This is a genomic window from Butyricicoccus sp. AF35-5AC (assembly GCF_003477715.1).
In the GTDB taxonomy this organism is placed as follows: Bacteria; Bacillota; Clostridia; order Oscillospirales; family Butyricicoccaceae; genus Agathobaculum; species Agathobaculum butyriciproducens.
The window spans coordinates 65,961-82,390 of record NZ_QUDX01000002.1; the positions used below are offsets into that span (position 1 = coordinate 65,961).

A 16,430-nucleotide genomic window follows, 5' to 3' on the forward strand; every position below is an offset into this window, starting at 1 on the left:
ATGGTTCGTGTAACCGTTCCTGCTACGAGCGCCAATATGGGCTCGGGCTATGACAGCATCGGCATTGCGCTCGAGCTGTACAACGTGATCGACCTCGCAGAGAACGATCATATTGATATTTCGGATAAAAACGGTCAGTATGTTCCGCAGGACGAGAGCAACCTGATCTATCAGTGTGCGAAGCGCGTCTACGACGAGTGCGGCAAGCCGCTTTCCGGTTTGACCATCGTTGAGGACTGCGCTATCCCGCAGACTCGCGGTCTGGGTTCGTCCTCGGCGTGCACGGTTGCGGGTATCATGGGTGCAAACATGCTGCTCGGTGAGCCGCTCGACCGCAACGCGGTCATTGATCTGGCGGCTACCATCGAGGGTCACCCGGATAACTCCACACCGGCGATCCTCGGCGGCTTCTGCGTGGCGCTGCTCGAAAACGGCCATGTGCATCACGTTCGTGTGCCGGTTCACGGTGCGATCGACTTCGTGGTATTCATCCCGGATTTCCAGCTGTCCACCGAAAAGGCGCGTGCGGCGCTGCCAAAGACCATCGACCATCACGATGCGGTTTACAATCTGGCGCGCGCAGCGCTGCTTGCGGGCAGCCTGACCACCGGCAAGCTGGAAAACCTTGACGCGGCAACCGGTGACTGTCTGCACCAGCCGTACCGTTTCGGTCTGATCGAAAACGGTGAGGACATCGTGCGTGAGGCCAAGAAGCTGGGCGCGCTCGGCGCGTTCATTTCCGGCGCAGGCCCGTCCATCGTGGCGATCGTGTACAAGGGCGACCGCGACTACATCACCCGTGCACAGGAGCTGTGCGAGAAGCTGTATCCGCACTGGAAGGCCGTGCAGCTGCGCTGTGATGAGGTCGGTGCGACCGTAAAACGACTGTAATAGGGGACGGATGAGTGCTCTCGTCCGTGTATATAAGGAGGAAACATAGTTAGTATGAGTCTTATTGTGCAAAAGTTCGGCGGCACTTCGGTTGCCAACACCGAGCGACTGAAGAATGTTGCGGACATTGTTACCAAGACCGCACAGGCAGGCAATCAGGTTGTTGTAGTTGTATCCGCGCAGGGCGATACCACGGATGATCTGATTGTAAAGGCTGCCGAGCTGAACGACCGTCCTTCCAAGCGCGAGATGGACGTTCTGCTCAACACCGGCGAGATGATCTCCATGTCTCTGCTGGCGATGGCCATCCAGAAGCTGGGCTTTCCGGTCGTTTCCCTGACCGGCTGGCAGATCGGTCTGGAGACCAACAGCAACTACTCGGATGCCCGCATCAAGCGTATCGCAGGTGAGCGCCTCAAGGCAGAGCTGGATAACGGCCGCATCGTTATTGTTGCAGGTTTCCAGGGCATTAACAAGATGGGCGACGTGACCACGCTCGGCCGCGGCGGCTCGGACACCACCGCAGTTGCCATTGCAGCAACGCTCGGCGCGGATCTCTGCCAGATTTACACCGACGTAGACGGCGTTTACACTGCCGATCCGCGCATCGTAAAGGATGCCAAGAAGCTGGACGCCATCACCTATGATGAGATGCTGGAGCTGGCATCTCTGGGTGCACAGGTGCTGCACAACCGTTCGGTTGAGATGGCAAAGAAGTATAATGTCGATCTTGAGGTCGTTTCGAGCTTTACCCGCAATCCGGGTACCAAAGTCAAGGAGGGTTCTAATATGGAAAAACTGCTGGTTTCGGGTGTTGCCCGTGATAATAACTGCGCGCGTGTAGCAATCATCAATCTGGACGATACGCCGGGCACTGCATTCAAGGTATTCTCGCTGATGGCGAAGCACAATGTCAACATCGACATCATCCTCCAGTCCGTCGGCCGTGATAACAAGAAGTCCATCTCGTTCACCATCCGTCAGGACGATGCAGAGCGCGTCGAGAAGATCCTGCGCGACGCGAAGGAGATGCTCGGCTACGAGGATATTTCCATCAACACCAAGGTCGCAAAGGTTTCCATTGTTGGTGCAGGTATGGCTTCCGCTACCGGCGTTGCTTCCAAGATGTTCGAGGCTCTGGCAAGCGCCGGCATCAACATCCGCATGATCTCCACCTCTGAGATCAAGATCTCTGTCCTCATCAACGAGGAGGACAGCGAGAAGGCTGTTAAGGCTATCCACGAGGAGTTCTTCAACGCCTAATTGGGGGCAATACCACACGATTGCATCGGCGGCGTTTGGCGGAAATTTTGTGCGCTGATTTTGTTGCGTTCCCTTGCAATACACAAAGTATTGCTGCGGAACCGCGCCGCATCAGCACGCAAAATTTACTCGCCAACCGCTCACCGCTGAATTGTGTGGTAATGCCCATAAGTGTTTTCCCAGACAGCCTCAAAGTCCCGAAATACACATTTCGGGACTTTTTTGCAACCGGAAAGGCGTCCGCAACCGTCGGTTGACAAAAAGAAACGATGGGTTGGTGGCGCTTTTGCGGCATTTCAGGCACACTGGAGACAGAAAAGAAAGGCAGGTGGCAGAGATGACAACAGGTGAGAAAATCGCGGTACTGCGAAAAGAGCAGGGCATGAGTCAGGAGGCGCTCGGCGAAAAGCTGGGTCTCAGCCGTCAGGCGGTCAGCAAGTGGGAGGCCGATCAGGCGGTGCCCACGATGGATAATTTAATGGAACTGAGCAAGCTGTTCGGCGTGCCGGTGGATACGCTGCTGCGTCCGGATGCGGAACTTGTTCCCAAGACGGAGGACACGGCGGAGATACCGACGGAGAACGGCAGCCAGTCGGTGAAGAACGTAAACCGCAAATGGAAAATCGCAGCGATTGCAGCGGCGGGACTGCTGTGCGTCAGCGTGGTATGCAGCGCGGTCAGCCTGTGGCGCGTGATCGTCATGCAGAACCAGATTGACCAGCTGCGGCTGCAGAGCGGGCCGAGCACGATTTACTATCCGCAGACAGACAATGAGAACAGCGATCTTGCCGACTGGTCGGAGAATATCGAGGTAGACCCGGATCACAACGAAAATCTTCTTGTCACAGTGAGCGCCGTGCCGAAAGAAATGCGGGACGGCGAAACCGCAAAGTTTGTTGTCCGCAGCGGCGATCAGTCGTGGGAGTGCGACGCAGAAAACAAGAACGGTTACAGCGGCGAAATCAGCGTGCCGCTGGTGGATACGTTTTCTGTTTATTTGACGCTGACAAGTACGGACGGAGAAATCCGTAATATTATGGTTGCCTCTGAGTATGACCTGAAGCAGCGTTTTTCTCTCGAAGTGCGTGCGTGGTGGGAGAACGGTAGCTTTAGCTTTAATGGTAAAACCACATCAGCCAGCGGCAATGTGGCAACGTATATTTACTGCGGCGATGACAGTGTGACACCGGTCAGTGGTCGTATATTGCTGTATCAGAACGGAAAACAAATCAAAGAGAAGAAGATCGAGAATATAGAAACAGGAGTCGGTGGAGACGTTTATTATTATACACAGGTTGACTGGCGTGATCTGGAAGGTGGATTGGATCAGTACCAGCTGAAAGCCGAGATTACCGACAATTACGGCAGAGTGTACAGCAGTGAGTTTTTCCAATAACAAAAAAGACCGCGAAAGCGGTCTTTTTGTTATTTCCTCGGTGTAAATGTCGCGGCGAGGACGTAAACACGGCTTGCGCCCATCTCCCGCAGAGCCTTGACGGCGGCAGCCGCCGTTGCGCCGGTGGTGATAATATCATCGACCAGCACGACGGATTTTCCGGTCAAGTCCACGCCGCCCTTCGGCAGAACGGCGTCTTTCGCGTTGCTCTGCCGCGCGGCGTAATCCTTCTGCGCGGACTGCTTGCCGACAAACCATCGCTTGCGCAAGGTGGCTTCGCATGGAAGAGAAAGCGGCTTTGCCGTCAGCTTTGCAAGCAGCTCCGCCTGATTGTACCCGCGCTTGCGGTAGTGCAGGAATCCAATCGGCATGTAGGTAATCAAATCAGGCTGCCAGTCCTCCAGCTGCGACGTGAGAGCCACGGACATTTGCGCCGCGAACCAATCCGCGCAGTAGGCGGCGCTGCTGAACTTGAACCGCTTCATGGCATTTTGGACGGTGCCGCGGTAATACAGAGGAGCGATCGTGCCGTCGGCTCCAGCAATGGAGATGACCTCATTGCAGCGGTATTCCCGCCGGACTGCAGCGGCACAGTCCGGACAAAGCTGCAGCGTGCGGCTGGCCGTCACCGGAAAATCTGCGCCGCATAAAACACACCGGTGACCATAAAGAATGCCCATGCAATCACCTCAACTATGCAAAAAGAGCTGTCCGCGCGGGACAGCTCTTTGATTATGCGATATTGCGGAAACTCACTTCTTGAGGAGTTTCTTGAGTCTCTCAGCAGCTTCCTTGGTGCGTGCCTGATCGCCGAATGCGGTCAGACGGAAGAAGCTGTCGCCGTTCTTGCCGAAGCCTGCACCCGGCGTACCAACGACGTTGGCATTCTCAAGCAGGTAGTCGAAGAAGGTCCAGGAATCCATGCCGTTCGGGCACTTGAGCCACAGGTACGGGCTGCTCTTGCCGCCGGTGTACCAGATACCCAGTTCATCGAGGGTCTCAGCCAGAACCTTAGCGTTCTGCTTGTAGTAGCCGAGGGTCTCCTTGATCTGCTTCATGCCTTCCTCGGTGAAGCAGGCAGCAGCGCCCTTCTGTACGATATACGGAACGCCGTTGAACTTGGTGGTCTGACGGCGCAGCCACATCTTGTTCAGCTTGCCGTCCAGCAGAGCGGTCGGAACAACGGTCCAGCCGCAGCGGGTGCCGGTGAAGCCGGCCATCTTGGAGAAGGAGCAGAACTCGATTGCACAGGACTTAGCGCCTTCGATCTCGTAAATGGAGCGCGGCAGAGTCTCATCGTCGATGAAGCACTCGTAAGCTGCGTCATACAGGATAACGGCGTTCTGCTTGTTGGCGTAATCTACCCAAGCCTTCAGACCTGCACGGTCGTAAGCAGCGCCGGTCGGGTTGTTCGGAGAGCAGATATAGATGATGTCGCACTGAACGGACTCGTCCGGCAGCGGCAGGAAGCCGTTTGCCTCATTTGCGTCAGCGAATACGATCTTGCGGCCCGCCATAACGTTGGTATCAACGTAAACCGGGTAAACCGGATCCGGAACCAGAACAGTGTTGTCGGTACCGAAAATGTCGAGGATGTTGCCGAGGTCGCTCTTTGCACCGTCCGAGATGAAGATCTCATTGGTGGCGAGCTCTACGCCGTGGGTCTTGTAGTAGCCGACCAGTGCCTCGTGCAGGAAGCCGTAGCCCTGCTCATCGCCGTAGCCGTGGAAGGTCTCCTGCTTGGCCTGATCCTCAACGGCTGCGTGCAGTGCGTCGATAACAGCCGGTACCAGCGGACGGGTTACGTCGCCGATGCCCAGACGGATGATATCAGCCTCCGGATGTGCTTCGGAGTACTCACGCACCTTGCGTGCGATGGTGGAGAACAGATAGCTCTGCTCGAGATTGTCGTAGTTCTTGTTAGTCTGCATTGTTGTTCTGGCTCCTTTTCAGAGATGCCGCGACGAACGCCTTGAACAGGGGATGAGCGCGGTTGGGACGGGACTTGAACTCGGGGTGGAACTGTACGCCGATATAGAACGGATGGTTCGGGATCTCAACGGTCTCCACAAGCTCGCCGGTCGGCGAGGTGCCCGTGATCTGCATGCCCTTATTTTCAATCTCCTCGCGGAAATTGTTGTTGAACTCGTAACGGTGGCGGTGACGCTCGGAAATCATTTCCTCGCCGTACGCCGATGCCATGATAGTATTCGGACGAATCTTGCACGGATAAGCACCCAGACGCATCGTGCCGCCCTTCTTGGAGATGCCCTGCTGGCTCTCCATCAGGTCGATGACCGGATGGGTGGAATCCGGGTCAAACTCGCTGGAGTTTGCATCCGCGTAGCCGAGCACGTTGCGTGCGTAGCTCATAACCGCGATCTGCATGCCGAGGCAGATGCCGAAGTAGGGGATACCCTGCGTACGCGCATAGTTTGCCGCACAAATCATGCCTTCCACGCCGCGTGCGCCGAAGCCGCCCGGCAGGATGATGCCGTCAACCTCACCGAGCAGCTTGTCCACGGTGGAGTCGTTGATCTCCTCGGAGTCTACCCAGTCGATATCGACGAAGCAGCCGGTCTCGTAGCCGCCGTGCTGCAGCGCCTCTGCAACCGAAAGGTATGCGTCATGCAGCTTGACGTACTTGCCGACCAGCGCGATCTTCACATGGTCCTTGCGGGCTGCGATGCGTTCGAGCATTTCCTGCCACTCGGTCATATCGCCCTTGCCTGCGCCGATGGACAGCTCACGGCAGACGATGTCGGACAGATGGCTCTCCTCGAGCATCATCGGTGCCTGATACAGAACCGGCAGGGTGCGGTTTTCGATTACGCAGTCCTCCGGTACGGTGCAGAACATGGAAATCTTGCGCTTGATATCGTCATCCATCGGCTGGTCAACGCGGGCTACGATGATGTCCGGAGAGATGCCCAGACCGCGCAGCTCCTTAACCGAGTGCTGGGTCGGCTTGGACTTCGGCTCATTGGAGCCGGAGATGAACGGAACCAGTGTTACATGGATAAACAGGCAGTTGCGGCGGCCAACCTCAGCAGCAACCTGACGGATCGCCTCGAGGAACGGCTGGGACTCAATATCGCCGGTGGTGCCGCCAATCTCGGTGATAACAACGTCAGCCGAGGTCTTTTTGCCTACCGAGTAGATGAAGGACTTGATCTCGTTGGTGATGTGCGGGATAACCTGCACGGTCTCACCGAGGTACTCGCCGGCGCGCTCCTTGTTCAGAACATTCCAGTATACCTTGCCGGTGGTCAGGTTGGAGAACTTGTTCAGGTCCTCGTCGATGAAGCGCTCGTAGTGGCCGAGGTCGAGGTCGGTCTCTGCGCCGTCGTCGGTAACGTAAACCTCGCCGTGCTGGAACGGGCTCATCGTGCCCGGGTCTACGTTGATGTAGGGATCGAGCTTCTGCGCTGCAATTTTCAGGCCGCGGCTTTTCAGCAGACGGCCGAGAGATGCGGCAGTAATGCCCTTGCCCAGACCGGAAACTACGCCGCCGGTCACGAAGATGTACTTTGTCATATCTCAATTTCCCCCTTGAATACGGTCGTTGCCGCGCCCGTCATGAACACGGTTTCATCTGTATAGCGAATGGTGAGGTCGCCGCCGCGCAGGTGCACGACGATATCCTCGTTTTTGTTTGCAAAGCCGTTCAGACATGCTGCCACGCCGGTTGCACAGGAGCCGGTGCCGCACGCCCATGTCTCACCGGAGCCGCGCTCCCAGACGCGCATTTTCAGGCTGCCGTCCGGCAGGACGTTGACAAACTCGGTGTTGACACGCTCCGGAAACAGCGGATGATGCTCAAACTTGGGTCCGATGCGCGTAAGGTCGAGGTCGTCCACATCCTCCTTCTGGAAGATAACGCAGTGCGGGTTGCCCATGGAAACGCAGGTCATGTGGTAGACCTTTTCGTCCACAACGATGGGTGCGCTGATGACATTCTCGCCGTCCATATCAACGGGAATCTCCCGCGGAGCAAGAATGGCTGCACCCATGTCCACGCGGGCGGACTGCATTTTGCCGTCCTTGACGGTAAGCTCAAGCGTTTTTACGCCGGAAAGCGTGTCAATGGTGATGGTGGTGCGGCCATCGGTCATGCCGTTGTCGTACAGGTACTTGCCCACGCAGCGGATGCCGTTTCCGCACATTTTTCCCTCCGAGCCATCGGCGTTGAAGATGCGCATCTGCGCATCCGCCTTGTCGGAAGGAGAAATAAGGATAATGCCGTCGCCGCCGATACCGAAGTGCGGTTCACTGAGCTTGATCGAAAGCGACTCGGGATCGGGCACAGTCTGGTCGAAGCAATTAAAATAGATATAATTGTTGCCGCAGCCGTGCATCTTGGTGAAAGCCAGCTTCACACGGATTCCCTCCTTAGAAAATAACAAAATGGCATATAGGCAGGGAAAGACAGAGCTTCTCTGCTCATACACCATTTAGTATATCATAATCTGTCGGGAATTTCTCTATAAAATCGAAAAAACCGAAAAAATTTTCGCGTGAGATATGAGATGTTTTTAAGCGGTATCGCACAAATCACGGCGTTTTTCCGCCGATGATGTCCTCGGCGATATCTCGCTTGGAGCGGCGCTGGTTCATAGCCTGCTGCTCGATGTAGGAATGCGCCTCCGGCTCGGTCATGCCGCAGCACTCGATGAGCAGACACTTGGCGCGGTCCACCTGACGGATATCCTCAATGCGCTTTTGCAGACGGCGGTTTTCGCTCTGCAGGCCGGTCAGACGGCTGCGCGCGGCGCGCGTCATGCGGAGCGCCTGCATGAACAGCACGCGCGAGAGCGGCTTGGGTACGACGAACACGCCGTCGTCCTCGACCTTTTCGGCAACACTGTCCGCAATCTCGGCCTTAGCGAGCAGGATCACGCCGGAAAGCGTATCATTTGCAGCCTGCTGTGCCATATCATGCCCGAATTCATCGGGCAGCGGCGTGTTGATGAGTACGAGGTCGAACAGTCCGTCCACCAGCATGCGCCGGGCCTCCGCACCGGAGGAAGCAGGTGCAAGCTGAGCCTGTACGCCGCAGGACGTTAAAAACTGGGAAAGCATGGTGCGGGATTTTTCGGTTGCAGAAACGAGAAGAATGCGTTCCATGCGGTGTGCTCCTCCTTTCAAACGGTATTATGTGGGATTAGTAGCGTTCAAAATAGAGGGAGCGTTCGGCAGCCGTGCGGTCGTCGGCAAGCACGATGCGGTCGTGTTCGGCCTGCTTGGCCGCGAAAAAGGCCGTGCGTGCCTTTTCGGGCAGGTACTTGGTGATAAAGTCGCTGTCCTTGGCGATGCGGATCGCGTCGCACAGAGCGCCGGGCAGAGTCTCGTAACGGGCGCGTACCTCGTCGGAGGCGGTGAACAGGTTTTCGTCGCAGGCGGGCGGCAGGGGCAGTCCCTGCTCGATGCCGTCCAGACCGGCGTGGATGAGCAGCGCAAATACGATGTACGGGTTGATGCAGCCGTCGAACGCACGCAACTTGAAGCGGTGCGCCGTGCTGTCCTCGGAGAGCGGCACGGTGATGAGCGGACGGCTGTTCTGATGCGACCAGGTGATGTACTTGGGCGCTTCAAACTCGCCCAGACGCTGGAACGAGTTGGTGAGCGGATTGCAGAAGATGGTCATCTCGGCAGCACGCTGCAGAATGCCCGCCACAAAGCTCTGGCCCTCGGCAGATTCTTCAAACGAGGGCTGAAACAGATTCTTGCCGTTTTTGTTTATCGAAACAGACAGATGCAGTCCGCTGCCCGGCGCATGCGGGAGCGGCTTGGGCAGGAAGGACGCAAACAGGCCGCTTGAGGACGCCATGGATTTGACGACCCACTTGAAGGTGACGAAATTGTCGGCCGCTTCAAGAGCTTCGGCGTAGCGGAAGTCAACCTCGTTCTGGCCGGGACCCTGCTCGTGGTGCGAGGACTCCGGCTGGATGTTCATTTCCTCAAGCGTCAGGCAGATCTGACGACGCACGTTTTCCGCCTTGTCGAGCGGCGCTACATCGAAATACTCGCCGTGATCGTGCGGAATGGTGGTTGGATGGCCGTTTTCATCCAGCTCGAACAGGTAAAACTCGCTTGCCGTGCCCATGGTCAGCGAGTAGCCTGCGCGGCGCGCACGGCGGTTGGCCTCACGCAGCAAATGACGGCCGTCGCCCTCAAACGGCGTGCCGTCCGGATAGCGAATGTCGCAGTAAAAGCGCACTACACGGCCCTGAGCCGGCCGCCACGGCAGAACGGAAAGCGTTGCCGGATCGGGGAACAGCAGCAGATCAGACGCTTCTACATTGAGAAAGCCACGCAGCGCCGCCGCGTTGAAGTGGATGCCCTGCTCGAAAGCGCGTTCTAGCTCGGTCGGCATGATGGCGATGTTCTTCTGGTTGCCGAAAATATCGCAAAACGCAAGACGAATGAACTTTACGTCGTTCTCCTGAATAAATTGTACGACTTCGCTCATGGTGGTGTCCATAGGGCAAGCCTCCTTTTCATAATGTATCTTGAGGAATAAATTTTTTGCTAAAGAATGCGGAATGGGTGCCAAACCTTGGCTGGGGCACCAAAAGGATAGACACCAAGGTTTCTATCCTCTTGGGACTCCAGTTTCCTTTATTTCATAGTCTGGCGAAAATCAGAGAGCGGCGACCGCTCCGAAAAGGGGAACGGCAGAGGATTTTTTCTACCGCAGGGGAGCACAGTGTACTCCCCTGTCGAAACCCATACACAGTGTCAGATACCGTTCTGCTACACATACGGTTAAATCAACGCAGGTGCGACAGAACAGTGTCGCACAATTCGTTTGCGTGTTGTTACGGACGGCACCTGCGAGTTACACCTATCAGGTAACTCCCATCTTCTCATTTCCAACTCCTGCCTTGCAGGAGTTTTTCACTCTGAGAGCAAAATCAAGCCTCGAAGGTATAAAGCTGCTTATACCCAGCCTCCGGGTTCGGCGTGAGGACGAAATACTTCTGCGAAAGCAGATTTTCTGCGTCTGCACCGAACAGCTGCGCGTATTCCTTGATATACGGTGCAAATTCGGTCATATCGTCCGCGGAGACCTCGTTCACGAGGACCTGACGCGGCAGATCGGTCGGTGCTTTATCACATCTTAACACAATTTTGCCGCCGTGCATACCGGTTCCGCAGAAATTGTTGACCGGATACGCGCCGTTCTGACCGATGCCAAGCACAAGAATGAGACCGCCGGCGAGATACTCGCCGAGGAATGAACCTGCCTTGCCGCCGACTACCATAACAGGGAAGTGCTGCTGGTAGGCCTTCATGTGGATGCCGGCGCGGTAGCCGCAGTCCCCCTTGATATAGATCTTGCCGCCGCGCATCGCGTAGCCGCAGGCGTCGCCGACGTTGCCGTGCACAACGATCTCACCGGCGTTCATGGTGTCGCCGACGGCCTCCTGCGCGTTGCCGAAGACCTCAATGGTGGAGCCGTTCAGATACTGGCCGAGACCGTTGCCTGCCGTGCCGTGCACGGTGATCTTGCGGTCGGTGGAGCCGCAGCCGATGTAGCGCTGGCCGATCACGTTCTCAACCGTGATCTCGCTGTCCTGCGCTGCGCGGATCTGCTCGTTTAGTTGTTTATAATAGGTAAGTCCTGCCTGTACAGTTGTCATTTTCGCGCACCTCCTGTGCTTATTCGCCTGCGTGCTTGATGCCGAGGATGTTCAGCTCACGGTCGGTCAGGCCGATGCCGCGCAGCATAAGACGGTTGCCGCGCAGTGCCTCGATGGAGTTGATGCCCATGCCGCCCATCATTTCCTTGAGCTCGTGATCCCATGCAGTGAGCAGGTTGATGAGACGCTGGGAGCCGATATCCGGATTCAGGCGCTTGACCAGCTCCGGACGCTGGGTTGCAATGCCCCAGTTGCACTTGCCGGTCTGGCAGGTGCGGCACAGGTGGCAGCCCATTGCCAGCAGAGCCGCGGTGCCGATGTAGCATGCGTCCGCGCCGAGCGCGATGGCCTTGAGCAGATCGGCGGAGTTGCGGATGGAGCCGCCGACAACGACCGAAACCTCATCACGGATGCCCTCATCGCGCAGACGCTGATCGACAGCGGCGAGCGCCAGCTCGATCGGGATGCCGACGTTGTCGCGGATGCGGGTCGGAGCCGCGCCGGTGCCGCCGCGGTAGCCGTCGATGCAGATGATGTCTGCACCCGAGCGGGCCACGCCGGAAGCGACTGCTGCTACATTATTTACGGCTGCAATCTTGACCATAACCGGCTTCTTATATTCGGTAGCCTCCTTCAGCGAGTAAACCAGCTGACGCAGGTCTTCGATGGAGTAGATATCATGATGCGGCGCCGGAGAGATCGCGTCCGTGCCCTCCGGGATCATACGGGTCTTGGAGATATCCGGGCCGACCTTGAGTCCGGGCAGATGGCCGCCGATACCCGGCTTTGCGCCCTGACCCATCTTGATCTCGATGGCAGCACCGGCTTCGAGGTAATCCTTATGTACGCCGAAACGGCCGGATGCAACCTGCACGATGGTGTGCGGGCCGTACTGGTAGAAGTCCTGATGCAGACCACCCTCACCGGTATTATAATAGGTGCCGAGCGCGCTTGCAGCGCGTGCGAGTGCGGCATGTGCGTTGTAGGAGATCGAGCCGTAGCTCATTGCGGAGAACATGATCGGCAGGTTGAGCTCCAGCTGCGGCGCCAGATTGGGAACCAGATTGCCGTTCTCGTCACGCTCAATCTTGCCCGGCTTTTTGCCGAGGAAGGTCTTGGTCTCCATCGGCTCGCGCAGCGGGTCGATGGACGGATTGGTAACCTGCGAAGCGTTGATGAGAATTTTATCCCAGTAGATGGGGTGCGGGTCCGGGTTGCCCATCGAGGACAGCAGCACGCCGCCCGAGCCTGCCTGACGGTAAACCTCGGAGATCGCCTTGCCGGTCCAGTTGGCGTTCTCACGGAACGTGTGGTCGGTCTTTACGATTTTGAGGGCACGGGTCGGGCACAGCGCCACGCAGCGGTGGCAGGCTACGCACTTGGACTCGTCCGCCTGCATGCGGTTGTTGTCAGCGTCCCAAAAGTGTACTTCGTTCGCGCACTGACGCTCGCAGGCGCGGCAGTTGATGCAGCGGTCGTTGTTGCGGACGACCTCATACTGCGGATATAAGAAATCGATAGCCATTACTGGTTCCCTCCGTTCTTCAGATTAACGATGACCGGCTCGCCGCCCTTGGGCGCCCACAGCTTATCCAGCTCAGGCTGGATGACGCGGATCGCGCATTCCTCGGAGGCGATGTATACGGTGTCGTCCTTTTCGCCGACAACCATGCTGCGCAGCTTGAGTCGGTCGTTGAGCGCCATCAGGCCGCCGGTGTAGCCGACCAGAATGGAGAACGGACCGGTAACCATCAGGGAAGCGAAGGCATTGCGCAGATAGGTGAGACGCTCGCGCTCCTTCGGCTCCTGCTTTTCAATGGTGGACCAGAACGGAGCCGCAATGACATTTGCAATCTCGCTGTACGTCAGGCCCAGCTTGCGGCCGAGGTAATCAATAATGTAGGTGATGACCTCGGTGTCGGTCAGCAGGTCGCAGGAGTAGCCGAACATCTCAATGAAGCGGCGGTTTGCATCATAAGAGGAAATCTCGCCGTTGTGAACGACCGTGGTGTCGAGCAGTGCAAACGGGTGCGCGCCGCCCCACCAGCCCGGTGTGTTGGTCGGATAACGGCCATGGCAGGTCCAGGAGTAGGCCTCGTAGTTTTCCAGCATGTAGTACTCGCCAACGTCTTCGGGGAAGCCGTTTGCCTTGAAAACGCCCATGTTCTTGCCGGAGGAGAAGATGTAAGCGCCGTTCAGCGTGTGATTGATGCGGATGACAAAGCGGGAGGTGAACTCACGCTCCTCGAGCTGGCTGGCTGCCAGCTTGGTCGGCAGGGGCGTAACGAAGTAGCGCCAGATCATCGGGGCATCCGTGATGCGCGGATGACGTCGGGTCGGGATCTTGGACAGGTTTACAATGTCAAAGTGACGCTCGATCTCGCGCTCGCACTCTTCCTTAGCCGCCTGCGTATCATAGAATACATGGAACGCATAGTAATCGGCGTATTCAGGGTAGATGCCGTAGCCGGCGAAGCCGCCGCCCAGGCCGTTGGAACGATCGTGCATGGTGCGGATGGAGTCGATAATGCGGGTGCCGTTCTCACGGGTGCCGTCCTTGTGGAAGATACCGGAGATCGCGCAGCCTGCGGGGATGCGGACTTGCCCTTCTTTTTGTAACATGGTGCTTCCTCCTTATATATTGCGCTGAAATTACGGATTCAGAGAAGCAGGCTTCGGCGGGTGCTTTCCGATGGAAGGCGATATGTACCGGCTGCTTAACAAAATAAAAAGGTGCTCGCCGCAGCAGAGGATCAAAAGCCTTAAATCCTCAGCTATGGCGAACACCTTTGTTCGCTTAATATTCTATAGCAGAAAACCGGGAATCGTCAAGCGCAAAGAACATAAAAAAGTGAATTTTCGCATTTTGCACAGGAAGTGACGGTGCGGACAAGCGAAAATTAAGTATGTTGTAGCAAATCTTCCGAAAATGAAAAAAACACCATAATCTCCCTTGACAAAGCAAGGCAGGACGGCTATAATGCAAAGTGTAAACAGCAAAGGCGCTGTGGGCACACGACCCGCAGCGCCTGATTTGTTTTATTCAGTTTGTTTGCTATTAAAATTAACATATGTAAGGAGCGAACCATTCATGAGCATTACGAATGTTCCCGAGCTGTTCGGCAGCATGGTGTTTAACGACACTGTGATGAAAGAACGTCTTCCCAAGGACGTTTACAAGAAGCTGAAGAAGACCATGCGCGAGGGCACCGCGATCGACGCCGATGTTGCTGCTGTTGTTGCAACGGCAATGAAGGACTGGGCGATCAGCAAGGGTGCAACCCATTACACGCACTGGTTCCAGCCGATGACCGGCATCACCGCCGAGAAGCACGACTCGTTCATCACGCCGACCGACGACGGTCATGTGATGATGGAGTTCTCCGGCAAGGAGCTGATCAAGGGCGAACCGGACGCATCGTCCTTCCCGTCCGGCGGTCTGCGCGCAACCTTCGAGGCACGCGGCTACACCGCATGGGACCCGACCAGCTACGCATTTGTAAAGGATGGTTCCCTTTACATTCCGACCGCATTCTGCTCCTACACCGGTCAGATCCTCGATAAGAAAACGCCGCTGCTGCGCTCGATGGACGCCATCAGCACACAGGCGTGCCGCATCCTCAAGCTGTTCGGCAAGGATGTTAAGCGTGTAACCACCACTGTAGGCCCGGAGCAGGAATATTTCCTGATCGACCGCGAGGACTACGCAAAGCGCAAGGACCTGATCTTTACCGGCCGCACCCTGTTCGGTGCAATGCCGCCGAAGGGTCAGGAAATGGATGATCACTACTTCGGCGCACTCCGTCCGCGCGTTGCTGCTTTCATGCAGGAGCTCGACGAGGAGCTGTGGAAGCTGGGCATTCTCTCCAAGACCAAGCACAACGAGGTTGCACCGTGCCAGCACGAGATGGCGCCGGTGTTCTCCACCACCAACATCGCGACCGACCACAACCAGCTGACCATGGAGGTCATGCGTACCGTCGCGCAGAAGCATGGCTTCACCTGCCTGCTGCATGAGAAGCCGTTTGAAGGCGTAAACGGCTCCGGCAAGCACAACAACTGGTCGATTTCCACCGATGCAGGCGAGAACCTGCTCGAGCCGGGCAAGAACCCGAGCGAAAACAGCCAGTTCATCCTGTTTCTGACCGCCGTTATCAAGGCGGTTGACGAATATCAGGATCTGCTCCGCATTTCCGTCGCTTCTGCCGGCAACGATCACCGCCTGGGCGCGAACGAGGCGCCTCCGGCGATCATCTCCATGTTCATCGGCGATGAGCTGCAGGCTATTCTGGATTCCATCGAGTCCGGCGAGGACTACACCGACGTTTACAAGACCAAGATGGATCTGGGCGCTGCAGTTCTGCCGGCTATCCCGAAGGACACCACCGACCGCAACCGTACCTCTCCGTTCGCCTTCACCGGCAACAAGTTCGAGTTCCGTTCGCTGGGCTCTGCGGTCAACATCGCGTGCGCAAACGTTATGCTGAACACCGCAGTCGCTGAGGAGCTCCGCCAGTTCGCTGACGAGCTGGAGGGCGCCGAGGACTTCGAGAAGGCGCTGATGGCACTCGTAAAGCGCGAAATCAAGGCGCACAAGCGCATCATCTTCAACGGCAACGGCTACGATGATTCCTGGGTAGCAGAGGCGGAGAAGCGCGGTCTGCTCAACTTCAAGAGCGCAGCGGACGCATTCCCGCATTACGTTGACCAGAAGAACCTCGACCTGTTCGCAAAGCACAACGTTTACACCGCCGAGGAGATCCATTCCCGTATGGAGACCCAGCTTGAGGAGTACAACAAGATCCTGCACATCGAGGCTATGACCATGAGTGATATGGTACGCGAGGAGATCACTCCGGCGTGCATCGCATTTGAGAACGAGCTGGCAGGCACCATCAATGCCAAGAAGGCAGCAGGCGTTACCGGCGGCATGGAGGCCGGTCTGCTGGGCAAGGTTTCCGAGCTGACCGAGGAGCTGTACACCAAGAGCGCAGCACTCGACGAGGCTGTTGCAGCCGTTCCAACCGATGATAGCCAGAAGGCAGCACATTACTACCACGATGTTGTCATCTCCGCAATGGATGCGGTTCGCGTACCGGCTGATAAGCTGGAGGGTCTGGTAGGCAAGAAGTTCTGGCCGTTCCCGACCTACTCCGACATTCTGTTCTACGTTTAATAGAGCAGACATCAATTACATTCGTTAGAAAATATATTTCTATACACAATGGCGTGTA

General features: G+C 56.8%; 13 protein-coding genes. 4 read left to right on the forward strand and 9 right to left on the reverse strand.

Annotated elements, in window-relative coordinates; all coding sequences use genetic code 11:
* The 3 genes from thrB (at nucleotide 1) to DWZ82_RS03785 (ending at nucleotide 3,550) form a co-directional block, all read left to right on the forward strand.
* The gene (gene thrB / locus DWZ82_RS03775; protein WP_117751782.1) at nucleotides 1-891 is read left to right on the forward strand and encodes a homoserine kinase; all 891 of its coding nucleotides are present in this window, start codon (nucleotides 1-3) and stop codon (nucleotides 889-891) included.
* A gap of 54 nt (nucleotides 892-945) precedes the next feature.
* A complete protein-coding gene (locus DWZ82_RS03780) occupies nucleotides 946-2,154 on the forward strand; it encodes an aspartate kinase (RefSeq protein WP_118478884.1) in 1,209 nt (402 codons plus the stop codon).
* A gap of 337 nt (nucleotides 2,155-2,491) precedes the next feature.
* Nucleotides 2,492-3,550 (forward strand): helix-turn-helix domain-containing protein, encoded by a 1,059-nt coding sequence (locus DWZ82_RS03785; protein WP_118478886.1) that lies wholly within the window; start codon nucleotides 2,492-2,494, stop codon nucleotides 3,548-3,550.
* Nucleotides 3,551-3,579: 29 nt separating this feature from the next.
* Here DWZ82_RS03785 and DWZ82_RS03790 read toward each other — a convergent pair whose 3' ends face one another.
* From DWZ82_RS03790 to DWZ82_RS03830, 9 genes are all read right to left on the reverse strand, one after another.
* On the reverse strand, nucleotides 3,580-4,230 hold the full coding sequence (locus DWZ82_RS03790) for a ComF family protein (RefSeq protein ID WP_118478888.1): 651 nt from the start codon (nucleotides 4,228-4,230) through the stop codon (nucleotides 3,580-3,582).
* A gap of 72 nt (nucleotides 4,231-4,302) precedes the next feature.
* Nucleotides 4,303-5,481, reverse strand: coding sequence for an LL-diaminopimelate aminotransferase (locus tag DWZ82_RS03795; RefSeq protein ID WP_118478890.1), 1,179 nt, complete (start codon nucleotides 5,479-5,481; stop codon nucleotides 4,303-4,305).
* Entirely contained in the window at nucleotides 5,471-7,087 is a 1,617-nt protein-coding gene (locus DWZ82_RS03800) for a CTP synthase (RefSeq protein WP_117489902.1), read from the reverse strand. The genes DWZ82_RS03795 and DWZ82_RS03800 overlap by 11 nt, the downstream gene beginning before the upstream one ends.
* Nucleotides 7,084-7,929 carry a diaminopimelate epimerase gene (dapF, locus tag DWZ82_RS03805; RefSeq protein ID WP_318261265.1) on the reverse strand — a complete coding sequence of 282 codons (846 nt, stop codon included), beginning with the start codon at nucleotides 7,927-7,929 and terminating at the stop codon, nucleotides 7,084-7,086. Before dapF ends, DWZ82_RS03800 begins: the two co-directional genes overlap by 4 nt.
* 175 nt (nucleotides 7,930-8,104) lie before the next feature.
* Nucleotides 8,105-8,677 (reverse strand): ANTAR domain-containing response regulator, encoded by a 573-nt coding sequence (locus DWZ82_RS03810; RefSeq protein WP_117489900.1) that lies wholly within the window; start codon nucleotides 8,675-8,677, stop codon nucleotides 8,105-8,107.
* Between the two features lie 37 nt (nucleotides 8,678-8,714).
* A complete protein-coding gene (locus DWZ82_RS03815) occupies nucleotides 8,715-10,034 on the reverse strand; it encodes a glutamine synthetase family protein (protein WP_118478894.1) in 1,320 nt (439 codons plus the stop codon).
* Nucleotides 10,035-10,467: 433 nt separating this feature from the next.
* Nucleotides 10,468-11,196: a glutamate synthase gene (locus tag DWZ82_RS03820; protein WP_118478896.1), complete on the reverse strand. Its 729-nt coding sequence runs from the start codon at nucleotides 11,194-11,196 to the stop codon at nucleotides 10,468-10,470.
* Between the two features lie 19 nt (nucleotides 11,197-11,215).
* On the reverse strand, nucleotides 11,216-12,721 hold the full coding sequence (locus DWZ82_RS03825; protein ID WP_110436144.1) for a glutamate synthase-related protein: 1,506 nt from the start codon (nucleotides 12,719-12,721) through the stop codon (nucleotides 11,216-11,218).
* Nucleotides 12,721-13,818, reverse strand: coding sequence for a class II glutamine amidotransferase (locus tag DWZ82_RS03830; protein WP_110436145.1), 1,098 nt, complete (start codon nucleotides 13,816-13,818; stop codon nucleotides 12,721-12,723). Before DWZ82_RS03830 ends, DWZ82_RS03825 begins: the two co-directional genes overlap by 1 nt.
* Nucleotides 13,819-14,293: 475 nt before the next feature.
* Between DWZ82_RS03830 and DWZ82_RS03840 the strand changes: the two genes are divergently transcribed.
* Nucleotides 14,294-16,372, forward strand: a complete 2,079-nt coding sequence (locus DWZ82_RS03840) for a glutamine synthetase III family protein (protein ID WP_118479258.1) — start codon at nucleotides 14,294-14,296, stop codon at nucleotides 16,370-16,372.
* The last annotated feature ends 58 nt before the right edge of the window (nucleotides 16,373-16,430 follow it).

Excerpts from the sequence above, each read along its gene's own strand:
- thrB (WP_117751782.1), top strand. The coding sequence starts at position 1 with ATGGTTCGTGTAACCGTTCCTGCTACGAGCGCCAATATGGGCTCGGGC.
- DWZ82_RS03780 (WP_118478884.1), top strand. The coding sequence starts at position 946 with ATGAGTCTTATTGTGCAAAAGTTCGGCGGCACTTCGGTTGCCAACACC.
- DWZ82_RS03785 (WP_118478886.1), top strand. The coding sequence starts at position 2,492 with ATGACAACAGGTGAGAAAATCGCGGTACTGCGAAAAGAGCAGGGCATG.
- DWZ82_RS03790 (WP_118478888.1), bottom strand. The coding sequence starts at position 4,230 with ATGGGCATTCTTTATGGTCACCGGTGTGTTTTATGCGGCGCAGATTTT.
- DWZ82_RS03795 (WP_118478890.1), bottom strand. The coding sequence starts at position 5,481 with ATGCAGACTAACAAGAACTACGACAATCTCGAGCAGAGCTATCTGTTC.
- DWZ82_RS03800 (WP_117489902.1), bottom strand. The coding sequence starts at position 7,087 with ATGACAAAGTACATCTTCGTGACCGGCGGCGTAGTTTCCGGTCTGGGC.
- DWZ82_RS03810 (WP_117489900.1), bottom strand. The coding sequence starts at position 8,677 with ATGGAACGCATTCTTCTCGTTTCTGCAACCGAAAAATCCCGCACCATG.
- DWZ82_RS03815 (WP_118478894.1), bottom strand. The coding sequence starts at position 10,034 with ATGGACACCACCATGAGCGAAGTCGTACAATTTATTCAGGAGAACGAC.
- DWZ82_RS03820 (WP_118478896.1), bottom strand. The coding sequence starts at position 11,196 with ATGACAACTGTACAGGCAGGACTTACCTATTATAAACAACTAAACGAG.
- DWZ82_RS03825 (WP_110436144.1), bottom strand. The coding sequence starts at position 12,721 with ATGGCTATCGATTTCTTATATCCGCAGTATGAGGTCGTCCGCAACAAC.
- DWZ82_RS03830 (WP_110436145.1), bottom strand. The coding sequence starts at position 13,818 with ATGTTACAAAAAGAAGGGCAAGTCCGCATCCCCGCAGGCTGCGCGATC.